Source organism: Galbibacter orientalis DSM 19592, from assembly GCF_000260115.1.
Classification (GTDB): domain Bacteria; phylum Bacteroidota; class Bacteroidia; order Flavobacteriales; family Flavobacteriaceae; genus Galbibacter; species Galbibacter orientalis.
In genome coordinates this window covers 525119-545416 of record NZ_JH651379.1, presented here as the reverse complement: position 1 = coordinate 545416, position 20298 = coordinate 525119, and the positions used below count along the sequence as shown (strand labels likewise).

The window sequence follows — 20298 nt, the reverse complement described above, 5'->3', positions numbered from 1 at the left end:
ATGTTTATAAGGAATAGGTTGTTTTTAATAGTTTTTCTTTTCTCATTCTTGGGTTTTTCTCAAAATGAAACCAAAAAAGATGCAAAAGTAGGATTGGTTTTAAGCGGAGGGGGCGCAAAAGGCTTAGCGCATATTGGCGCTATAAAGGCAATAGAAGAGGCAGGAGTTAGAGTAGATTATATTGGAGGAACAAGTATGGGGGCTATTGTTGGGGCGCTTTATGCGGCTGGATATTCTCCAAAACAATTGGATTCTATTTTTCAAGAAACCGATTTTGACGTTTTACTGCAAGATAGAATTCCTCGTTCTGCTATGTCTTTTTATGAGAAAAATAGTTATGAAAAATATGCGGTTGCCTTGCCGTTTAATAAGTTTAGATTATCGTTTCCTACTTCTTTGTCCAAAGGGCAAAATTTATACAACCTACTATCTCAACTGTTATTTAATGTAAATGATGTAGAAGATTTTAACGACCTCTCTATTCCCTTTTTCTGTATGGCAACAGATGTAGAAACAGGCGATCCAATAAAATTAGATAAAGGATACCTGCCAAGAGCCTTGGCTGCAAGTGCAGCAATTCCTTCTTTTTTTGAGCCTGTATTTAATGATGATAGGGTGTTGGTAGATGGGGGAGTTATAAATAACTATCCAGTTGATGAGGTTAAAGAGATGGGAGCCGATATAATTATTGGGGTAGATGTTCAAGATTCGTTAGCTACTCGAGACGAACTGAGTTCTGCTACCGATGTTTTGGTGCAGATAAATTATTACAATACTATTAATGCAATGAAGGAGAAGTTAAAAAAAACGGACCTTCATATAAAGCCTAATATAAAGCCTTACAGTGTTTTGTCCTTTGGTAAAGGAAAAGAAATTATAGAAAGTGGGTATGTAGCTGCGGAAGAAAAAAAGGGAACATTGGATAGTATTGCGCAACTTCAGATTAAAAAACCTGTAATGCGTTATCCTGGAAAAATTGTTGATAGCTTTTTAATTGATAGATTGTCTTTTGAAGGGAATGATAAATTTACACGTGCTTATCTAAAAGGAAAATTAAGATATACAACAGAGGAATACACAACTTTTGATAAAATAAATCAAGGGATGAGTAATCTAGCTGCAACCAATAACTTTAATAGTGTGCGCTATGAGTTAAGACCGAATAAAGAGGGGTATCAACTTACAGTTCCTATAGTAGAAAGGCATACAGACATGTTTTTGAAGTTAGGAGTACATTATGATGGATTATATAAAACCGCTGCATTGCTAAATATTACCAAAAAACATCTCTTCTTTGATGACGATAATATGTATGTAGATTTTATTGTGGGAGATAATATCCGTTATAATTTAGAATACTATGTGGATAAAGGATTTTATTGGAGTTTTGGTTTAAAATCGCGCTATAATTCATTTGATAGGAATGTAAGTTTTGATTTTGTAGAAGAGAAAGCTGGAGATCCGCCGCTACCAGAAGTTAATAAACTAGACGTTAAACTGTCGGATATTACCAATCAGGTATATATGCAAACGGTCTGGAAAGAAGAGTTTACTTTTGGGGTTGGACTTGAGCATAAGTTTCTAAAAATTGAAACCGAAACGATTGCAGATGATGAAGGAGATGAAATTGTTCTTGAAAATGATAATTATTTTAGTACCTATGGGTTTTTAAAATTTGATTCATTAGACAATAAATACTTCCCCTCAAAAGGGTTTTACTTTGACGGCGATTTTCATTTATATTTATTGTCTACTAATATTTCTAATGATTTTAGTGAGTTTTCAGTAGCTAAAGCTAAAATGGGATTTGCAACACCAATTTATAAAAATCTTTCGTTTGATTTTTTTGCTGAAGGAGGATTTAAATTTGGAGATACAGAAGTAAACTCCTTTGATTTTATTCTTGGAGGATGGGGTAATGATTTTATAAAGAACATAACCCCTTTTTTAGGGTATGATTATTTAAGTTTTGGGGGAGATAGCTTTGTTAAAGCTACCTTTAATGTTGATTGGGAATTTGTAAAACAAAATCATTTAAACTTTACTGCCAATGTAGCAAATGCTGGAGATAATATTTTTGAAAGAGGAGAATGGTTTACTTTGCCAACTTATACAGGTTATAGTGTGGGGTATGGCTACGAGTCTTTTATAGGGCCATTACAAGCTAAAGTTAATTGGTCTCCAGAAACAGATGATACCTTGTTTACAATTAGTATTGGTTTTTGGTTTTAAGAATTTCTTAATGTAAATCTCCGTATATTATTCCGATATTTGTAGAATTCAAACGTTTTCGCTATGCCTTTTTATCATAAACTAGGAAAGATACCTCATAAAAGACACACTATATTTAAAAAGAGTGATGGGAGCTTATATTATGAACAATTATTCGGAACCATTGGATTTGATGGGATGTCTACCAACTCATACCATTGCCATAGACCAACACAGGTAAAAGAGGTAAATAAAAAAATAGATGTAGCTCCAAAGGTTGCAATTTCTAATAATATTCAATCATATAAATTACACGGATTTAAAATTAAGTCTGAAGATGACTTTTTAAAAAGTAGAAAGTCAATTTTAACAAATTCAGATTGTACAATTCAACTGGCATCACCTAAAAAATCTATAGAGAATTATTTTTATAAAAATGCAGATGCAGATGAGTTAATCTTTATTCATAAAGGAAGTGGTAAATTAAGAACCCATCTAGGGAATTTAGACTTTTCTTATGGGGATTATTTAGTTATTCCTAGAGGAATAATTTATAAAATAGATTTTGATACAGAAGAAAACAGACTTTTTATTGTAGAATCTAGAAGACCTATATATACACCAAAAAGATACCGAAATTGGTTTGGGCAATTATTGGAACATGCTCCTTTCTGTGAAAGAGATATTCGGAGACCCTACGAATTGGAAACAAATGATGAAAAAGGAGATTTCTTGATAAAAATAAAAAAACAAGACGAAATTTTTGATATGATATATGCTTCACATCCATTTGATGTGGTTGGTTATGATGGGTTTAACTATCCGTATGCATTAAGTATTCATGATTTTGAGCCAATTACTGGGCGTATCCATCAGCCGCCACCAGTCCATCAAACTTTTGAAACAGATGCTTTTGTGGTTTGTAGTTTTGTGCCTCGTTTGTATGATTATCATCCAGAAAGTATTCCAGCGCCATACAATCATAGTAATATAGATTCTGATGAGGTTTTATATTATGTAGATGGCGATTTTATGAGTAGAAACGATATCGATCAAGGGTATATTTCGTTGCACCCAGCAGGAATCCCTCACGGACCACATCCTGGAGCTGTAGAGCGTAGTATTGGGAAAACAAAAACCGACGAATTGGCTGTTATGGTAGATACTTTTAGACCACTTCAGCTTACAAAAGAAGCATTAGAAATAGCTGATGACTCTTATTATAAATCGTGGTTAGAACATTGATTTTTGTAGTATGATGAATTTTAGAGTAGATATATCAGCTCACTTGAGAGCAATGTGGTGAAGAGCTAGGATGATAACTTTATCATCACTAAATATATATTCTTTATAGGAAGGCTTTCAGAAATCAATTACCTCAGAGTGAACTTTGAGGGATTAAAAATCATCAAATTGAAAAAATTATGTCACAAGATACAACATCATTAAAATTAAATAAAGAAGTTGAAAATGCAGAAGACTTCTTACCGCTTTTAGGAACAGATTATGTAGAATTATATGTGGGAAATGCCAAGCAGGCAGCGCATTACTATCAATCGGCTTGGGGTTTTCAACCCATAGCGTACGCTGGATTAGAAACTGGAAGAAAAGATAGTGTTTCCTATGTGCTTCAACAAGATAAAATACGCATTGTATTAACTTCTCCTTTGCAGGAAGGCGGAGAGGTAAACAGGCATATAGAAAAACATGGCGACGGTGTAAAAGTAGTAGCACTCTGGGTAGACAATGCTACTAAGAGTTATGAAGAGACTATAAAGCGTGGAGCAAAAAGTTATATGGAACCAAAAACTATAGAAGATGAAAACGGGGAAGTTGTACTTTCTGGAATTCATACCTATGGAGAAACTGTTCATGTTTTTGTAGAGCGCACCAATTATTCTGGATCTTTTATGCCAGGGTACAAAGCGTGGAATCCAAGCTACAAACCTGAGACAGTTGGGTTAAAATACATAGACCATATGGTGGGGAATGTTGGTTGGAATGAAATGAGAAAATGGTGTGAGTTCTACGCTAAGGTTATGGGTTTTGCCCAGTTGGTTTCCTTTGATGATAAAGATATCTCTACAGATTATACGGCATTAATGAGTAAAGTGATGAGCAATGGAAATGGACGAATTAAATTTCCAATAAATGAACCAGCTGAAGGAAAGAAAAAATCTCAGATAGAAGAGTATATAGAGTTTTATAACGGAGCAGGAGTTCAGCACATTGCTTTAGCTACAGATAATATTATTGAAACGGTAAAGCAATTAAAATTGCGGGGAGTAGAGTTTTTAAAAGTTCCGGAAACCTATTATGATACAGTTTTGGAACGAGTTGGAAAAATAGATGAAGACTTAGAGCCGCTTAAAGAATTAGGGATTTTAATAGATAGAGATGATGAGGGGTATTTATTGCAATTGTTTACAAAACCAATTTTGGATAGACCGACAATGTTTTTTGAAATAATCCAGAGAAAAGGGGCAAAATCATTTGGGAAAGGCAACTTTAAAGCCTTGTTTGAGGCTATAGAACGGGAGCAAGAAATGCGAGGAACGCTATAAAATACATCTTTTTCTGTTAAATTAATAATTTAAAACTCAACAAATTGATTACTTAATGTTAAAAAAGTTAAACTTATTTATTATGCTTGCATAACATGTGTTTTGTATTAACTTTGCGCTCGCAAAAGGGGTGGTGCCCTTTGCAAACTTTAAGTAAAGTTTTCATAATTTAAAGTTTTGGTTGGTTAATGAAAAAAACTCGGCTTCGGTCGAGTTTTTTGCGTTCAATTCATTTTGACTTTTTTTGGTTGAGTAAAAAAGAGTGCTTTTATTCTTTAATCAAGTATTTTTAAAGAAGCATAGCAGCGCTATGGTTAGAGAAGTTTATTTATACCTTTTTCTACTTTTGGAATAATAATTGTTAATTATAGCTATATAAGAATTATAATGTAATTGATTTTATTATTTTTACACAGAACTCTTTTAAATTTATTGAATTACAATTAATTATCAATAGTTATCAAGGTTTAATACGAGTTTATTAATACGCTGATTATGAAGAAGATTATTTTAGCTATACTAGTATTTTGGTCCTCAGCATTTGTAAACCAAAATAAAGTTATAGAAGAGAATGCATACCAAGCGGGAGAGTGGTTTAAGTTTAGAATCCATTATGGAATTTTTAACGCTAGTTATGCAACCCTTCAGCTTAAAAATGAAAACCTTAACGGAAAAGAAGTATTTCATGTAATTGGGAAAGGTCAAACTACAGGTTTAGCAGATTTATTTTTTAAAGTAGACGATAATTACGAAAGTTATTTTGATAAAAACTCAGGGCAACCCTATAAATTTATTAGAAAAATTAACGAAGGAGGTCATACCAAAGACCTAGAAATTAATTTTGATTATAATAAAAATAAGGCTGTCTTAAAAGATCATAAGCACGATACTGAAGAAATATTTCAAATAAATAAGGGAGTGCAAGATCTTATTTCTGCATTTTATTTCCTAAGAGACCGCGTTGATAGAAAAACTGTAAAAGAAGGAGAGGAGTTTGTTTCGGATATGCTTTTTGATGATGATGGATTGTTTAAGTTTAAACTCAAGTATTTAGGAAAACAAACCCTTAATACCAAGTTTGGTAAAGTAAGGTGCTTAAAATTCCGCCCTTACGTACAGTCGGGTCGTATATTTAAAGAAGAAGAAAGTTTGACACTTTGGGTGTCTGACGATGAAAATAAAATGCCCATAAGAGTAAAAGCAGATATTCTTGTAGGATCAATAAAAGCCGATTTAGAGGCCTTTAAAGGATTAAAGCATCAGTTTAAAATTCAAATGGATTAATGGCAGTGAAACCCGAAATTGAGGCGCAAATAGCATCATTAGAAGAAAAGTATAAAAATTCTGGTCAAGATCTAAGTTCTTATTTAGATGGCCTTCTTTACGAAAAGTATCTTACTTACTGGGATTATATTCATTTGGATACACTTTTGAGTTTGCAAATCCCAAGAACGCATTTCCCAGATGAAGAGATATTTATTATGTATCATCAAATTACGGAATTGTATTTTAAGCTTATTATTCATGAGCAAAAACAAATTATAGATCATAAGCTTCAAGAAGCAGATTTTTTAATTACCAAAATTGAAAGGATTAATAATTACTATAAAATATTAATCAATTCTTTTAATGTAATGATTAATGGAATGGATCGTTCTCAGTTTTTAAAATACCGAATGGCACTTCTGCCTGCAAGTGGTTTTCAGTCTGCACAATTTAGAATGATAGAAATTTATTCAACGCCATTAAATAATTTATTACATTGTAGTGTTGAGGAACAGTTTTCAGAAAAAAGCACTTTAGAAGATTTATATGAAAATATTTATTGGAAAAAAGGAGCGGTAGATACCAAAACAAATGAGAAGACGCTCACACTAAAACAGTTTGAATATCGTTATACGCCTAGATTCATGCGTATAGCAAATGAAGTAAAAGGGACCACCGTATATGAAAAATACTTACATTTGCCAGAAGAAGTTAAAAATAACTCATTGTTAATCAAGGCAATGAGAGAGCTTGATGTAAATGCAAATATAAATTGGAACCTAATGCACATGGGTGCAGCATACAAACATTTAAGTAAAAAAGATCATACCATTGATGCTACTGGAGGCACCAATTGGAAAGAATATTTACCTCCAAGTTTTCAGAAAATCATCTTTTTTCCTGAACTTTGGAGCGATTCTGAAAAAGCCGACTGGGGAAAACAGTGGGTGGAGCATATGTTTAACCCTCAAACACATTAAAACTAAATGCCAAAGAATGTAGCAGCATTTTTACTAATGGCAATGATAGCCTTAGTATCGTGCAAAAATGAAAAGAAAGAAGTAGAGGAAGTAAGCGCTGTTGAAACAGAAGAGCTTAAACCTATTGAGTTAAAGGAATTTGGTTATAATCTCAACCACTATTTAGTAGTTAGAGATACTATAAAAGCTGGTGATAGCTTTGGAGAAATTCTACAAAGAAATAATATTGGATATCCAGAAATATACAATATTGTTGAAGGAGTTAAAGATTCGTTTAATATAGCAAGTTTACAAGTAGGAAAACCTTATACCTTACTTTGTGACAAAGAGGATTCTCTGCAAACGCCAAAATGTTTTATCTATCAACCAAATAGTATTGATTATGTGGTGGTAGATTTTGCAGATTCTGCAAAAGTTAAAAAAGGTAAAAAAGAAGTTAAACTTGTGGAGCGTGAAGCTTCTGGAGTTATTAATGGATCTTTGTATCAAACACTTCAAGATCAAGGCTTAAGTCCTATTGTGGCCTATAAAATGTCCGATGTTTATGCTTGGACAATAGATTTCTTTAGAATCCAAAAAGGGGATAGGTTTAAAGTTATTTTTACTGAAAAATATATAGACGACTCAATTTATGCAGGAATTGATAAAATTCAAGCAGCGTATTTTGAGCATAAAGGAGAGCCTATTTATTCTTTCCGTTTTGAAACAGATTCTACAAAGCATATTGTAGATTATTTTGATGAAACTGCTAAAAATTTACGGAGAGCATTTTTAAAAGCTCCAGTTCAGTTTAGTAGAATATCGTCTCGTTATAATTTAAACAGAAGAATTGCATACTACGGAAATAAAATTAGACCTCATAAAGGAACAGATTTTGCTGCGCCAGTAGGAACTCCAATTCTTTCTACGGCAAATGGAACTGTAGTTGAGTCCACCCGAAGAGGAGGAAATGGAAATTATGTAAAAGTAAAACATAACGGAACGTATACCACTCAATACTTACACATGAAGAAAAGAAAAGTAAGAGTTGGAGATTATGTTAAACAAGGAGATATTATTGGTTGGGTTGGTATGACTGGAAATACCAGTGGACCACACGTTTGTTATCGTTTTTGGAAAAATGGAAGACAAGTAGATCCATTTAAACAAGATTTACCAAAAGCAGAGCCTATTGGAGATTCTCTTAAAGTAAAATATTTAGCCCATATTGAGCCAATAAAAGCACAGCTTGATGGGATGCCATTTCCGTCTGATAAGACTACCAATGAAGAAGAATATATAACTGAATTAAATCAAAAAAATGCCATTAGCGACCGTAAACCCAACTAAAACAAAAGCTTGGGAAAAACTAGAAGAACATTATAAAGCCTTTCATAACACCTCAGTAAAAAATCTTTTTACTCAAGATCCTAAAAGAGCAGAAAAATATACAATTCAGTGGAATGATTTTTATGTAGATTATTCTAAAAATAGAATTGATGAAACTACTATAAGTTTACTTTTGGAATTAGCAAACGAAGTAAAACTAAAAGAAGCTATTGAGAAATGTTTTACAGGCGATCTTATTAATGAAACCGAAGGAAGAGCGGTGCTTCATACAGCGTTAAGAGCTAAGGCAAATGAAGAGATTTTTGTTGATGGAGAAAATGTAGTTCCTGAAGTTTATCAGGTAAAAGAAAAAATAAAAACATTTACTGAAAAAATTATTTCAGGAGAGAAAAAAGGACATACAGGTAAAGCTTTTACCGATGTTGTAAATATAGGTATTGGAGGTTCAGATCTAGGGCCAGCAATGGTTACCGAAGCTCTTCAGTATTATAAAAATCATTTAAATGTTCATTTTGTAAGTAATGTAGATGGGGATCATGTGCATGAAACCATAAAGAAACTAAATCCAGAAACAACATTGTTTGTTATAGTTTCTAAAACCTTTACAACTCAAGAAACATTAAGTAATGCCACCACTATTAAAAAGTGGTTTTTAGAATCGGCTACCCAAAAAGATGTAGCTGCACATTTTGTTGCAGTTTCAACAAACCTTGAAAAAATAGACGAATTTGGAATTGACCCAGACAATGTTTTTCCTATGAAAGACTGGGTGGGTGGACGTTTTTCTTTATGGAGCGCTGTTGGGTTGTCTATTGCCTTAGCAGTTGGATTTGATAATTTCGACAAGCTATTAGGAGGTGCACAAGCAATGGATGACCATTTTAGAGAAACTCCTTTTGAAAAAAATATTCCTGTTATATTAGCGCTTTTAAGTGTTTGGTATAATAATTTTTATGGAGCGGAAAGCGAAGCTTTAATTCCGTATTCTCAATACCTTCACAGGTTGTCTGCTTATCTTCAACAAGGAACAATGGAGAGTAATGGAAAAAGCGTGGATCGTGCAGGAAGCCCTGTAGATTACCAAACTGGAACTATTATTTGGGGAGAGCCTGGAACAAATTCTCAACATGCCTTTTTTCAATTAATACATCAAGGAACAAAGTTAATTCCAGCCGATTTCATCGGGTTTATAGAGTCGCTTCATGGAGATAAAGACCATCATGATAAATTAATGGCCAATTATTTTGCTCAAACAGAAGCCTTGTTAAATGGTAAAACTGAAGTAGAAGTAAACGAGGAATTAAAAGCAAAAAACCTTTCAGAAAAAGAAAGTAAAAAACTACTTCCTTTTAAAGTATTTGAAGGGAATAAACCTACAAATTCAATTCTTATTGATAAATTAACACCTCAAGCTTTAGGAGAAATTATTGCAATGTACGAGCATAAAATCTTTGTTCAAGGAGTAATCTGGAACATTTTTAGCTTTGATCAATGGGGTGTTGAGTTAGGGAAACAACTGGCATCAACGATACTTACCGATATTAAATCTGAAAAGATTAGTAATCACGATAGTTCAACGTTAAATCTTTTACGATTTTATAAAAACAATTAACATTTTTTGTTAAAATCTCAAAACGTAGCATTGTAATCTTAACAAGATTAATATGTTACGTTTTTTGTTTACTTTTGTCTTAGTGTTAAATTATTTAACATTGCCTTAATGTAGGAATCTATTTAATATAGGATTTTTGCAGCGTTAAATTAAATCAAACAACAAATGAAGACAATTTACAATTGGATTTTAACAGCAGTAATTGCTTTAATTACTACAACAGCTTTTTCGCAAGGAACAATTAGCGGAACTGTAGTAGATGGAAGCCAAGGTGGTTCGCTGCCAGGTGCAAATGTTATGGTGAAAGGTTCTACTTCTGGAACTTCAACCGATTTTGACGGTAACTTTACATTAAATGTTTCTGAAAATTCTGGAACTGTAACAGTTTCTTACATTGGATTTGTTGCAAAACAAGTTCCTTTTACTTTAAGTAATGGTTCTGCTAATATCGGAACAATTACATTACAACCAGACGCTGAAGAATTAGAAGGCGTTGTTGTAACAGGAGTTATTGATGTAGCTAAAGACAGGGAAACACCTGTAGCGGTCTCTACAATAAGAGCATCAGAAATTCAAGAAAAATTAGGTTCTCAAGAGTTTCCTGAAATCTTAAGATCAACTCCATCTATTTATGTAACAAAACAAGGTGGTGGATATGGAGATTCTAGAATTAATATTCGTGGATTTGATACTAACAATTCAGCAGTAATGATCAATGGTGTTCCTGTTAATGATATGGAAAATGGATCTGTATATTGGAGTAACTGGGCTGGTTTAAGTGATGTTACTTCAGCAATGCAAGTACAAAGAGGATTAGGTTCTTCTAAACTTGCTGTTTCTTCAGTGGGTGGAACTATAAATGTTATAACTAAATCATCTGACAAAGAAGAAGGAGGTTCAGTTTCAACTAGTGTAGGAAATGATAATTATTTAAAAACTCTAGCTTCCTATAATACAGGTGTTATGGATAGTGGATTCTCAATGTCTGTATTAATGAGCAGAACTGCTGGTGATGGTTATGTTGATGGAACTGAATTTGAAGGATATAATTATTTCTTAGCTTTTGGATTCAAACCAAACGATAAACATGATCTACAATTCACATTAACTGGGGCTCCACAACAACATAATCAAAGAAGTTTTGCGCCTACATTGAATGATTATATCAAGTATGGTGAAAATGGAGATCCAGATAGAAGATATAATAGCGATTACGGATATAGAAACGGTAAAGAGTTTACATTTGGAGGTAATTTCTACCATAAACCTGTAGCTTCTCTGAACTGGGATTGGAATATTTCTGATAACTCAACTTTATCTACTGTTTTATATGCATCATTTGGACGTGGAGGTTCAATTGGGTCTATTGGACGTATAAATGGAGATCAATCATACTCATCAAAATTTAAAGATGAAAAAGGTTTAATTAGAGTTGATGATATTATAGCATGGAATGGCGGAGCTGATGTTCCAGATTTTGGAGCTCCTAGAACTGGATTTGTTGGAGATGGAAATTCTCAATATCAAGGACAATTTGTAAATGGTAATAGCTATCCTTCACCATTTGTTGATGAAGGAGGGCATATTTTCGGATCTTCTAATGGTATAACACAAAGATCTTCTGTGAATTCCCACAATTGGTATGGTGGTATAATTAACTTTAATAATGAAATTAATGATAATTGGAGTTGGGATGTAGGAGCTGATTTAAGGACTTATAAGGGATATCACTATAGAAGGTTAGTAGATTTATTAGGTGCCGATGCATATGTAGATAATGATGATATAAATAATCCTTATAGTTTCTCAACAAACACTTATTCTCCAAAAGTTGGGAATACTTGGAATGTGTTTAAAGATGTAGACGATGAAACTAAAATTGATTATTATAATTTAGGATATGTAAATTGGATTGGTGGATTTGGTCAGTTAGAATATACAAGTGATAAATTGTCAGCCTTTGTTCAAGGAGCTATTTCTAACCAAGGATTTAAAAGAGAAGATCCATTCAACTATTTAGATTCTGACCCAGAACAAGAAACGGAGTGGATTAATCAATTAGGAGGTAATATTAAAGGTGGTATTAATTATAATATTAATGAAAAGCATAATGTTTTTGCTAATGCAGGATTTTATTCTAAACAACCATTGTTTGATGCAGTTTTCTTGAATTATGTTAATTTAGTAAATGAAGATTTGACAAATGAAAAAATTATTGGATTAGAACTAGGATATGGATTTAGATCTTCAGAATTTACAGCAGATGTTAATGTTTATAGAACTTCATGGAAAGATAGATTCCTTTCGGAAAGTGTAACAGTTGAAGGTGATATTAATGGATCTGCTAATTTTAAAGGATTGGAACAAGTACATTCGGGAGTTGAATTTGTTGCAAATTACCGTCCTTTTCATAGGTATTTTGATGTATATGGAATGCTATCAATTGGAAATTGGGAATATAATGGAAATGTAGATGCTTCTGTTTTTGATTCTGGTCAAAATTTAATCGGAAATTATACTTTATATCTTGATGGTGTAAAGGTTGGAGATGCTGCTCAATTTACGTCACGATTAGGGATTGGTATTATGCCAATAGAAGGATTAAGATTCGATGCAAGTTGGGATAGAGCTGATAAGTTATATGCTGATTTTGCAGGAGATAGTGGAAATTTTGTTAATCAGTTTGGTACTCCAGATAATCAAGGTGCTCTTGAATTACCAGATTATAATTTATTTGATGCAGGTTTATCATATAAATTAATTGTTGGTAGAGAGAAAGATAAAGCGATCAATCTTAGGTTAAATGTGAATAATGTATTCGATACTACATATATATCAGAATCTGAAACTAATAATTTTGCGCAAGATGGAGATGCAACTTATAGAGGGATTAGTACTAGCAATAGAGTTTTCTTTGGATGGGGAAGAGCTTGGAATATGACAGTTAGATACAACTTCTAATAAGATCTTATTATAAAAATTAAACCCCGCAATTTGCGGGGTTTTTTTATGCCTTTTCTGGAAATTTATCAGCTATAATGTGTATTTTTGAATACAAACTAAACAATCTCATTCATGTATTCAACAGTTAATGTTTTACACTCATATTGGGCATATTTCACCCTTTTAGTACTTGTTATAGCAGTTCTAAATGCTATGGTAGGTTATTTTAAAAATAAAGATTTTAGCATGGCTAAGGATCTTAGAGTTAGTCTTTTTGCACTAATATTTTCGCATATTCAACTTCTAATAGGACTCGTGCTTTATTTCGTTTCTCCTAGATTTGCTTCATGGCAAACAGGGGGCGTTATGAGTGATAGTCTCCTAAGATTAGTGCTTGTAGAGCATCCTTTTACTAACATTATTGCTATTGCTTTAATTACTATTGGTTGGAGTAAACATAAAAAAGAAACTACTTCTAAAAGAAAATTTGGAAAAATTGCTTTATTCTACGGAATCGGACTTTTCCTTATTTTACTTAGAATCCCTTATATGCTTTGGTTCGATTAAGAACGCTGTTCCTAAGCAATTAAAGGTTGGAAATTAAGAGTTACATAAGTTTAACTAGTACTGTGTTATAATAATTTAGTATTGACTGTAGCCCTGAGCTTGTCGAAGGGTTGTCTTTAAGATCCTAAACAGGCTCCTAATAAACGAAACACTAAAAAGTACATAACAACACATTAACACACTAGCTATTCACTTTTATTAATAGTTAACTTTCTTACCAAATAGATATAAACTGGAAAATGGTCAGAATATCCGGCGTAGTAAACGCCAGAAGCATAGCTTCTCAATGGATATCCTTTGTATTTTCCAGTTTTTGTTTTTAAATAGTTAGGCGCATAGACCCCTGCTTTCCAAAATCGATACCCATTATTATCTTCTAATAAATTCGAGGTAAAATAAATCTGATCAAACAAACTCCACTTATCTTGATACGCTAAAGAACCAATTCCTTTTTTGTAGATCTTTTCCATTGGATTGTAGAGATATGGTTCGTCTTGAATTACTTTATTCCCTTTTGTTCTTAGGATATTTTTAAATGAATTATCAGTTGGATTATCGTTAAAATCGCCCATACTAATAATTTTTATTTCTGGATGTTTTCTAGAAACCGAATCTATAATTTGCTTATTTAGCCTAGCGGCGGCTTCTCTAAAAGGTTTGCTTCTTTGTGCTCCTCCACTTCTAGATGGCCAATGGTTTACTATAAAACAAAAATATGTTCCATGTAGGTAGCCATCAACTACAAGTTGGTCTCTAGTGTAATCTCTAAAACCTTTTTCATTATAAATTATGAGTCGCCTGCTATGTATCGTATTCGGTATAAAGCTATCCTTTTTATAAAGTAATGCCACATCAATTCCACGTTCATCTGGGGAGTCTTCATGGATAATTCCATAATTGCTAGCTAACAAGTCTTCGTGGTTTTTTAAATCGGTTAAAACCTTGATGTTTTCTATTTCAGCAAGACCAATAATTGTTGGAGTAGCAATATAGGTGTCGTTATTTAAAGCTTTTAATGTCTTGGCAATTTGCGCTATTTTAAGCGTATATTTATCTAGATTCCATTGGTATTTTCCGTCTGGGGTTCTGTCATCATCAAAAGTTAGCGTGTCGTTTAAAGTGTCGTACAAATTTTCTACATTATAAAACACTATAGATTCAATATTATAATTGTTTTCTTGACTATGTATTATTGAACATACGCTAATACATATTAATACAATCAATAGCTTCATGTTTTATTTTCTATTTCACTGTAGTAAATATACTTTATTTGTTTGTATATTGGTCAACTACTAATTTATTAAGCCCTTATGTTATATAGTATTATACGCATAGAGGTTGGTGTTTTTAGTCTTCTTTGAAATAAGTAAATCCTAACCAATGAGATCTGGAGTTTTTATACTTATATGTTTGCTATTTGAGACGCTAGTTTCTCAAGAAAATAAGGTGGAGGGTTCTCTCTTTGACGCTCGCACTAATCTCCCTGTAAACGGAGCATCAATAGAAATAGAAGATTCATTTCATAAAACACAATCTTTGGCAGATGGTTACTTCAGCTTAGAAAATATTTTAGCAGGAACGTATGTATTAAAAATTACTAAAGAAGGTTATTTAGTTAAACGTCTTCCTTTTTCAATCACAGCAGATCAAACGGTTAATTTTAGGAGTGTTTTTTTGGAAGTAGATGTGCAAGAACTACAGCAGGAAAACAGTATTTCCTTAGCAGAAAATGATTTTGCAGATGATATAGAAACAGATTTTTCAGGAGGAATGCTTCAAGCTACTAGAGATATTTTCTTAACCAGAGCGGCATTCGATTTTAGTCAGTCTTTCTTTAAGGTAAAAGGCTACGATTCTAAATATGGAGATGTTTTTATTAACGGAATCCGTATGAACCGTGTTTTTAATGGACGCCCACAGTGGAGTAATTTTGGAGGCATTAACGATGTGCTCCGCAATCAAGAATATTTTTATGGAATGGAAGCTAATCCTAATAATTTCGGGGGGATTTTAGGTGCTACTTATATAAATACAAATCCAGCTTTTATGCGGTCTGGTATACGTGTTTCGGCTTCGGCTTCTAATAAATCCTATACAGATAGATTAATGGTAACTTACAATTCTGGGGTGCAAAATAGCGGATTGTCTTATTCCATATCTGCATCTAGACGCTTAGCAAAAGAAGGTTATATTGATGGGACGCTATACGACGCATATTCAGTTTTTGGCGCTATAGGATATCAGCCTAATGCACAGCACACGCTATACTTCACAGGGTTTTATACCCCCAATAGAAGAGGGAAGTCTTCTGCTGTAACAAATGAGGTTTTTGAATTAGTAGGTCGGAAATACAACCCCTATTGGGGAACTCAAGAGGGGGAGCGTAGAAATTCTAGAATACGAGAAATTGAAGAGCCTATTTTTATGTTTAATTATGAATATTTAGGCGATAAATTAAGCGTTAAGTTGGGTGCTGCTTATCAATTCGGGATCTTAACTAGTAGTCGCTTAGGGTATTACAATGCGCCGAGTCCTAATCCAGATTATTACCGCTATTTGCCAAGCTTTTATATTAATAATCCTTCGGGGGCTAATTTTGAGAATGCCAACTTAGCAAAAGAAGGTTTTATAAATGATCCTCAAATACATTGGAATAGTTTATATAGTGCAAATCTTTCAGAAACAAATAATGGGAAAAGCTCTTATGTATTATATAATGATGCTACGGAAGAAAACTTGATATCCGTAAATATAAATGCAAATTATACATTCAATGAGTTTTTTAAACTAGATACAGGTTTTTAGGTATTTAAGTTCAAATTCTGAAAACTACGGGTTGTTAGCAGATTTATTGGGCGCGCAATTTCATGAAGATATTGATCCGTTTTCTAATACTAAAAATGATGCAAATGGTACTTTAAATAAAACTGAAGGCGATAGAATAGGGTATAACTATAACATTGTTTCCAGTCAATATGAAGCTTTTTTGCAAGGGAATTTTCAGTTTGAAAAACTTGCCTTTTTTATTTCAGGTAAAACCTCAAATACCTCCTATCAAAGAGAAGGGTTGTTTTTAAATGAGCGGTTTCCGTTAACTTCAGAAGGGAAAAGTGAAGCGTTGTCTTTTTCTAATTATGGAGTTAAAGCTGGATTTACATTCAAATTAAATAACCGACATTCAATTAATGGGATGGGAGCATATATAACGAGCGCTCCAACTCTTCAAAATAGCTTTATTAATTCAAGAGAGAATAATAAAGTGGTGGATAGCTTACAGTCGGAAATTAGCACTTCGGCATCTTTCTCTTATCATTTAAACTTGCCAGAAATTACAATGCGACTAACAGGCTATTATACTGAATTTAAAAATGCCACTGATATTAATTATTTCTATGTAGATGCTGGGGTTGGGAGCGATTTTGTACAGGAGGTAGTTACCAATATTGAAAAATTACATTATGGTGGAGAACTCGGGTTTGCCTACCAAGCTACTTCAGAAATTAAACTTTCTGCGGTGGCATCCTATGGAGATTATAGCTATTCCAAAAATGCAGAGGTAAGTATCAATTTTGATACGGTTGGCGCCGAGGATGATTTAATTAATTTGATAGGGACTTTAGATTTAGGAAAAACTAATATTAAAGATTATAAACTAGCTGTTGGACCGCAAAAAGCATATTCAATCGGGGTAGATTATAGGAGCAGTAAATATTGGTGGGTAGGAATAACTGGCAATTATTTGGCAGATAATTATATAGATATTTCAGCAATTAAAAGAACCGAAAGTTTCTTGTAAAATCCAGAGGGAGGTACTTTTCCAAATGCTTCTGAAGAGCAAGTGGCTATGCTTTTAACTCAAGAACGATTACCCGCTATTTACTTATTAAATCTTAATGGAGGAAAATCGTGGCGTATTTACAAGAGATATGTAAGTCTGTTTGCCAGTATTAACAATGTTTTTGATGTTACTTATAAAAGCGGCGGATATGAGCAGAGTAGAAATGCAAATTTCGGACAAGCATTTATAGATGTGCAGCGCGGTGCTCCGCAGTTTGGGAATAAGCATTGGTACGGCTACGGAAGAACCTATTTTGTAAACCTTGCAATAAGTTTTTAAGATGCAAAATCTAAAGAGAATAATAGCTTTTAGTTCTTTTATTAGCATTACTTTGATGCTGATTTTTGCGTGTGTAGCGGATGATGAGTACACGCCTCCAAAAGATAGTTGCATAGGAGAAATGCCTACCGTTAATACCACTTTTGAAGCAGTAAAAGTGCTTTATAAGGGAGAAGTTTTACAAATTCAAGAGGAACTTATTATTGAAGGATATATAAACTCTTCAGATTTGACTGGAAATTTCTTCGGAAGTATACATTTTCAAAACCATCCAAGCAATCCAACGCAAGGTTTTCAGTTAGAACTGGATCTACGGGATTTATATTTGTTTTATCCTATGGGGCAAAAAATATACCTCAATTTAAAAGGACTCTATTTAGATAACAATAAAGGGACATTTAAACTGGGTGGAACCTTTTCGGCTTTCGGAAATTTATCTGTAGGGAGGTTGCCAGCTACAAAAATTAACGAGCATATTTTAGTTCCCTGTGATGCTGTTTCGGTAATTACTCCAAAGAAATATTTAATTTCAGAATTAGATTCTACCATGGTAAATATCTTGGTAACCTTGCAAAATGTAGAGCTAACTCCTGCTAGTTTATGCAGTACCTATGCTGAACCTCAAAAAGCTAAAACGCATATTTTAAAAGATTGCGAAGGCAATGAAGTATTTATGGAGAATAGCGGATTTGCAGATTTTCAAGCCGCATTATTGCCTCTTGGAAATGGAACTATTACAGGGGTTTTAACAAGAAATCAAAACAATTATATCCTTACCGTTAGAGATTTAGAGGATGTTAAAATGAATAATGTGCGCTGTGGAGGTATTGAATATTATTGTGAAACTCCTGTAGCAAATACCACTATCCAATCCATTAAAGAAATGTATAAAGAAACCTCAATAACATTAAAAGTGCCTTTGGTTATTAAGGTTGTAATTACTGCTAATGATAGTTCTGGGAATTTTTATAAGGAAATATATGTACAAGATGAGTCGGGTGGAATTAATATTAAAATTGAGGAAATAGCTCTTTTTGAAACTTTTCAATTGAATCATGAAATAACTATTGCGGTTAATGGAATAACACTTCATAAGGTAGATGGAGAATTTGTTTTAGGGGTTTTGAAGGACGATGCGTTTTCTGGCATTCAAGAGGAAGATTTTTATCGCTTTTTTTATCTAGGAGAAGAGGCGCAGCATATAACTCCAAAAGCTATTGAAATCAATGCTATTTCAGAAAAAGACCTTGGGAGCTTGGTGGCTATTACTTCGGTGCAATTTATAGAAGAGTCAACTTTTGTAGTTAGTAATAAGGACACTAAAAGCGCAGTAACCGATTGTTTTGCAAATGAAATCTTTGTTTCTACTTCTAGAAGATTTAAAAATGGAGATTCACTTCTACCTCAAGAAAATGGAATCATTATTGGTATTTTACAATATGACGGAAAGTATCAATTACGCATCCGAAATCTAGAAGATGTTTCACAAATGAATACCGAAAGGTGTAATGTATTACAAAACGCTACCGAAATTAGTCTGGAAACTTTATTAATGGGGTTTGGAGAGACTTCCGAAGAGATAGTAGAGAACATAAAAATTAGAGGGATAATTACCTCCAATTATTCAACATTAAACCTTGAAGAAACTAAGGCGATAATGCAAAGTGGAGATGTTGGAATTGAATTGGAGTTTGATGCTCCGCATCAATTAAAGGTAAATTCTAAAATAGAAATTGCTTTACGAGGTTTGCGTATAAAAAAGGATAAAAATGGATTCTTGCTAACAAATATTACTTCGGAACATATTTTAAGTAGTGTTGATGGAAATACAATTCAGCCAGAAATAATAGGCTTAGAGGCGTTTTTAACGGGGAACTATCAAAATAAATTAGTACAAATAAATAATTTTCAGTTTAAAGATCTTAATTCAACCTACGGAGGAGAAAATGAATTGACTAACTGTGAGGATCAATTTATTATTTCCATTTCAAATACAGCTACTTTTTCCAATGTCTCGGTGGTAAAAGGTCGTGGAAATGTAGTAGGAATTCCCTTTGGCAACAATTTATATGTTAGAGATGCAATGGATTTTCAGTTTACAGATAGTTACGAAGATTGTTCGTTAAAAAACACGAGTACTAGTATTTTAATTTCAGAAATAGCCGACCCAGATAATAGCAACACTACCGCAAATATGCGATTTATAGAACTTTTTAATGCAGGTAGTGAGCCTGTTAGTTTGTCGGGCTGGAGCTTACGTAGGTATACAAATTCTAATACCGAATTTACCGCAAGAAGTGTTATTGATTTAACAGGATATACTATGGCGCCCTTAAGTGCTTTTGTAATTGCGGCAGATGCGCTCTCTTTTGAAGTGGTTTATGGTTTTTCGCCAGATTTAGAAGGGGGTACTGGCGGCGCAGCAGATTCTAATGGAGATGATACTATGCATCTGGTAGATGGAAATGGGAAGGTGGTAGATGTATTTGGTGTTTCTGGAGAGGATGGCTCGGGCACCAATCACGAATTTGAAGATGGGCGTGCTGTACGAAATACTGCAGTTGTTAAAAATAATACGGACTATACATTTTCCGAATGGACCATTTATAATGATACTGGAGCCGATGGAACTATAAATGAACCTAAAACAGCACCTCAAGATTTTAACCCCAAAACCCGATAAAATAGGATTTCAAAATTAATGAA

At 33.3% G+C, this 20298-nt stretch carries 14 protein-coding genes; 13 read left to right on the top strand and 1 reads right to left on the bottom strand.

The features are described 5' to 3' along the window. From JOOMADRAFT_RS02535 to JOOMADRAFT_RS02495, 9 genes are all read left to right on the top strand, one after another. On the top strand, positions 1-2232 hold the full coding sequence (locus JOOMADRAFT_RS02535; protein WP_008611119.1) for a patatin-like phospholipase family protein: 2232 nt from the start codon (positions 1-3) through the stop codon (positions 2230-2232). Between the two features lie 63 nt (positions 2233-2295). Further along, positions 2296-3456 carry a homogentisate 1,2-dioxygenase gene (locus JOOMADRAFT_RS02530; RefSeq protein ID WP_008611118.1) on the top strand — a complete coding sequence of 387 codons (1161 nt, stop codon included), beginning with the start codon at positions 2296-2298 and terminating at the stop codon, positions 3454-3456. Between the two features lie 179 nt (positions 3457-3635). Then, entirely contained in the window at positions 3636-4775 is a 1140-nt protein-coding gene (hppD, locus tag JOOMADRAFT_RS02525) for a 4-hydroxyphenylpyruvate dioxygenase (protein WP_008611117.1), read from the top strand. Between the two features lie 495 nt (positions 4776-5270). Beyond that, complete coding sequence (locus JOOMADRAFT_RS02520) at positions 5271-6059, top strand: DUF3108 domain-containing protein (RefSeq protein WP_008611116.1); 789 nt, start codon at positions 5271-5273, stop codon at positions 6057-6059. Further along, positions 6059-7021 (top strand): tryptophan 2,3-dioxygenase family protein, encoded by a 963-nt coding sequence (locus JOOMADRAFT_RS02515; RefSeq protein WP_008611114.1) that lies wholly within the window; start codon positions 6059-6061, stop codon positions 7019-7021. The genes JOOMADRAFT_RS02520 and JOOMADRAFT_RS02515 overlap by 1 nt, the downstream gene beginning before the upstream one ends. Before the next feature lie 6 nt (positions 7022-7027). Then, a complete protein-coding gene (locus JOOMADRAFT_RS02510; RefSeq protein WP_008611113.1) occupies positions 7028-8350 on the top strand; it encodes a peptidoglycan DD-metalloendopeptidase family protein in 1323 nt (440 codons plus the stop codon). Continuing rightward, positions 8322-9962 carry a glucose-6-phosphate isomerase gene (gene pgi / locus JOOMADRAFT_RS02505; RefSeq protein ID WP_008611112.1) on the top strand — a complete coding sequence of 547 codons (1641 nt, stop codon included), beginning with the start codon at positions 8322-8324 and terminating at the stop codon, positions 9960-9962. The genes JOOMADRAFT_RS02510 and pgi overlap by 29 nt, the downstream gene beginning before the upstream one ends. Before the next feature lie 165 nt (positions 9963-10127). Further along, a complete protein-coding gene (locus JOOMADRAFT_RS02500) occupies positions 10128-12923 on the top strand; it encodes a TonB-dependent receptor (RefSeq protein ID WP_008611111.1) in 2796 nt (931 codons plus the stop codon). A 114-nt stretch (positions 12924-13037) separates the two neighbouring features. Further along, on the top strand, positions 13038-13472 hold the full coding sequence (locus JOOMADRAFT_RS02495; RefSeq protein ID WP_008611110.1) for a hypothetical protein: 435 nt from the start codon (positions 13038-13040) through the stop codon (positions 13470-13472). A gap of 185 nt (positions 13473-13657) precedes the next feature. On the opposite strand, the gene JOOMADRAFT_RS02490 is transcribed toward JOOMADRAFT_RS02495, so the two are convergent. Further along, positions 13658-14707 carry an endonuclease/exonuclease/phosphatase family protein gene (locus JOOMADRAFT_RS02490; RefSeq protein WP_008611109.1) on the bottom strand — a complete coding sequence of 350 codons (1050 nt, stop codon included), beginning with the start codon at positions 14705-14707 and terminating at the stop codon, positions 13658-13660. Positions 14708-14855: 148 nt separating this feature from the next. On the opposite strand from JOOMADRAFT_RS02490, the gene JOOMADRAFT_RS20455 reads away from it, so the two are divergent. The 4 genes from JOOMADRAFT_RS20455 to JOOMADRAFT_RS02480 are packed head-to-tail and all read left to right on the top strand — an operon-like array spanning position 14856 to position 20275. Then, complete coding sequence (locus JOOMADRAFT_RS20455; RefSeq protein WP_050989645.1) at positions 14856-16280, top strand: carboxypeptidase regulatory-like domain-containing protein; 1425 nt, start codon at positions 14856-14858, stop codon at positions 16278-16280. A 31-nt stretch (positions 16281-16311) separates the two neighbouring features. Beyond that, positions 16312-17271, top strand: a complete 960-nt coding sequence (locus tag JOOMADRAFT_RS20450; RefSeq protein ID WP_050989643.1) for a P44/Msp2 family outer membrane protein — start codon at positions 16312-16314, stop codon at positions 17269-17271. A gap of 48 nt (positions 17272-17319) precedes the next feature. Further along, positions 17320-17592, top strand: a complete 273-nt coding sequence (locus JOOMADRAFT_RS20445; RefSeq protein WP_050989641.1) for a TonB-dependent receptor — start codon at positions 17320-17322, stop codon at positions 17590-17592. A gap of 1 nt (position 17593) precedes the next feature. Next, positions 17594-20275: a DUF5689 domain-containing protein gene (locus JOOMADRAFT_RS02480; RefSeq protein ID WP_008611107.1), complete on the top strand. Its 2682-nt coding sequence runs from the start codon at positions 17594-17596 to the stop codon at positions 20273-20275. Positions 20276-20298 lie beyond the last annotated feature (23 nt).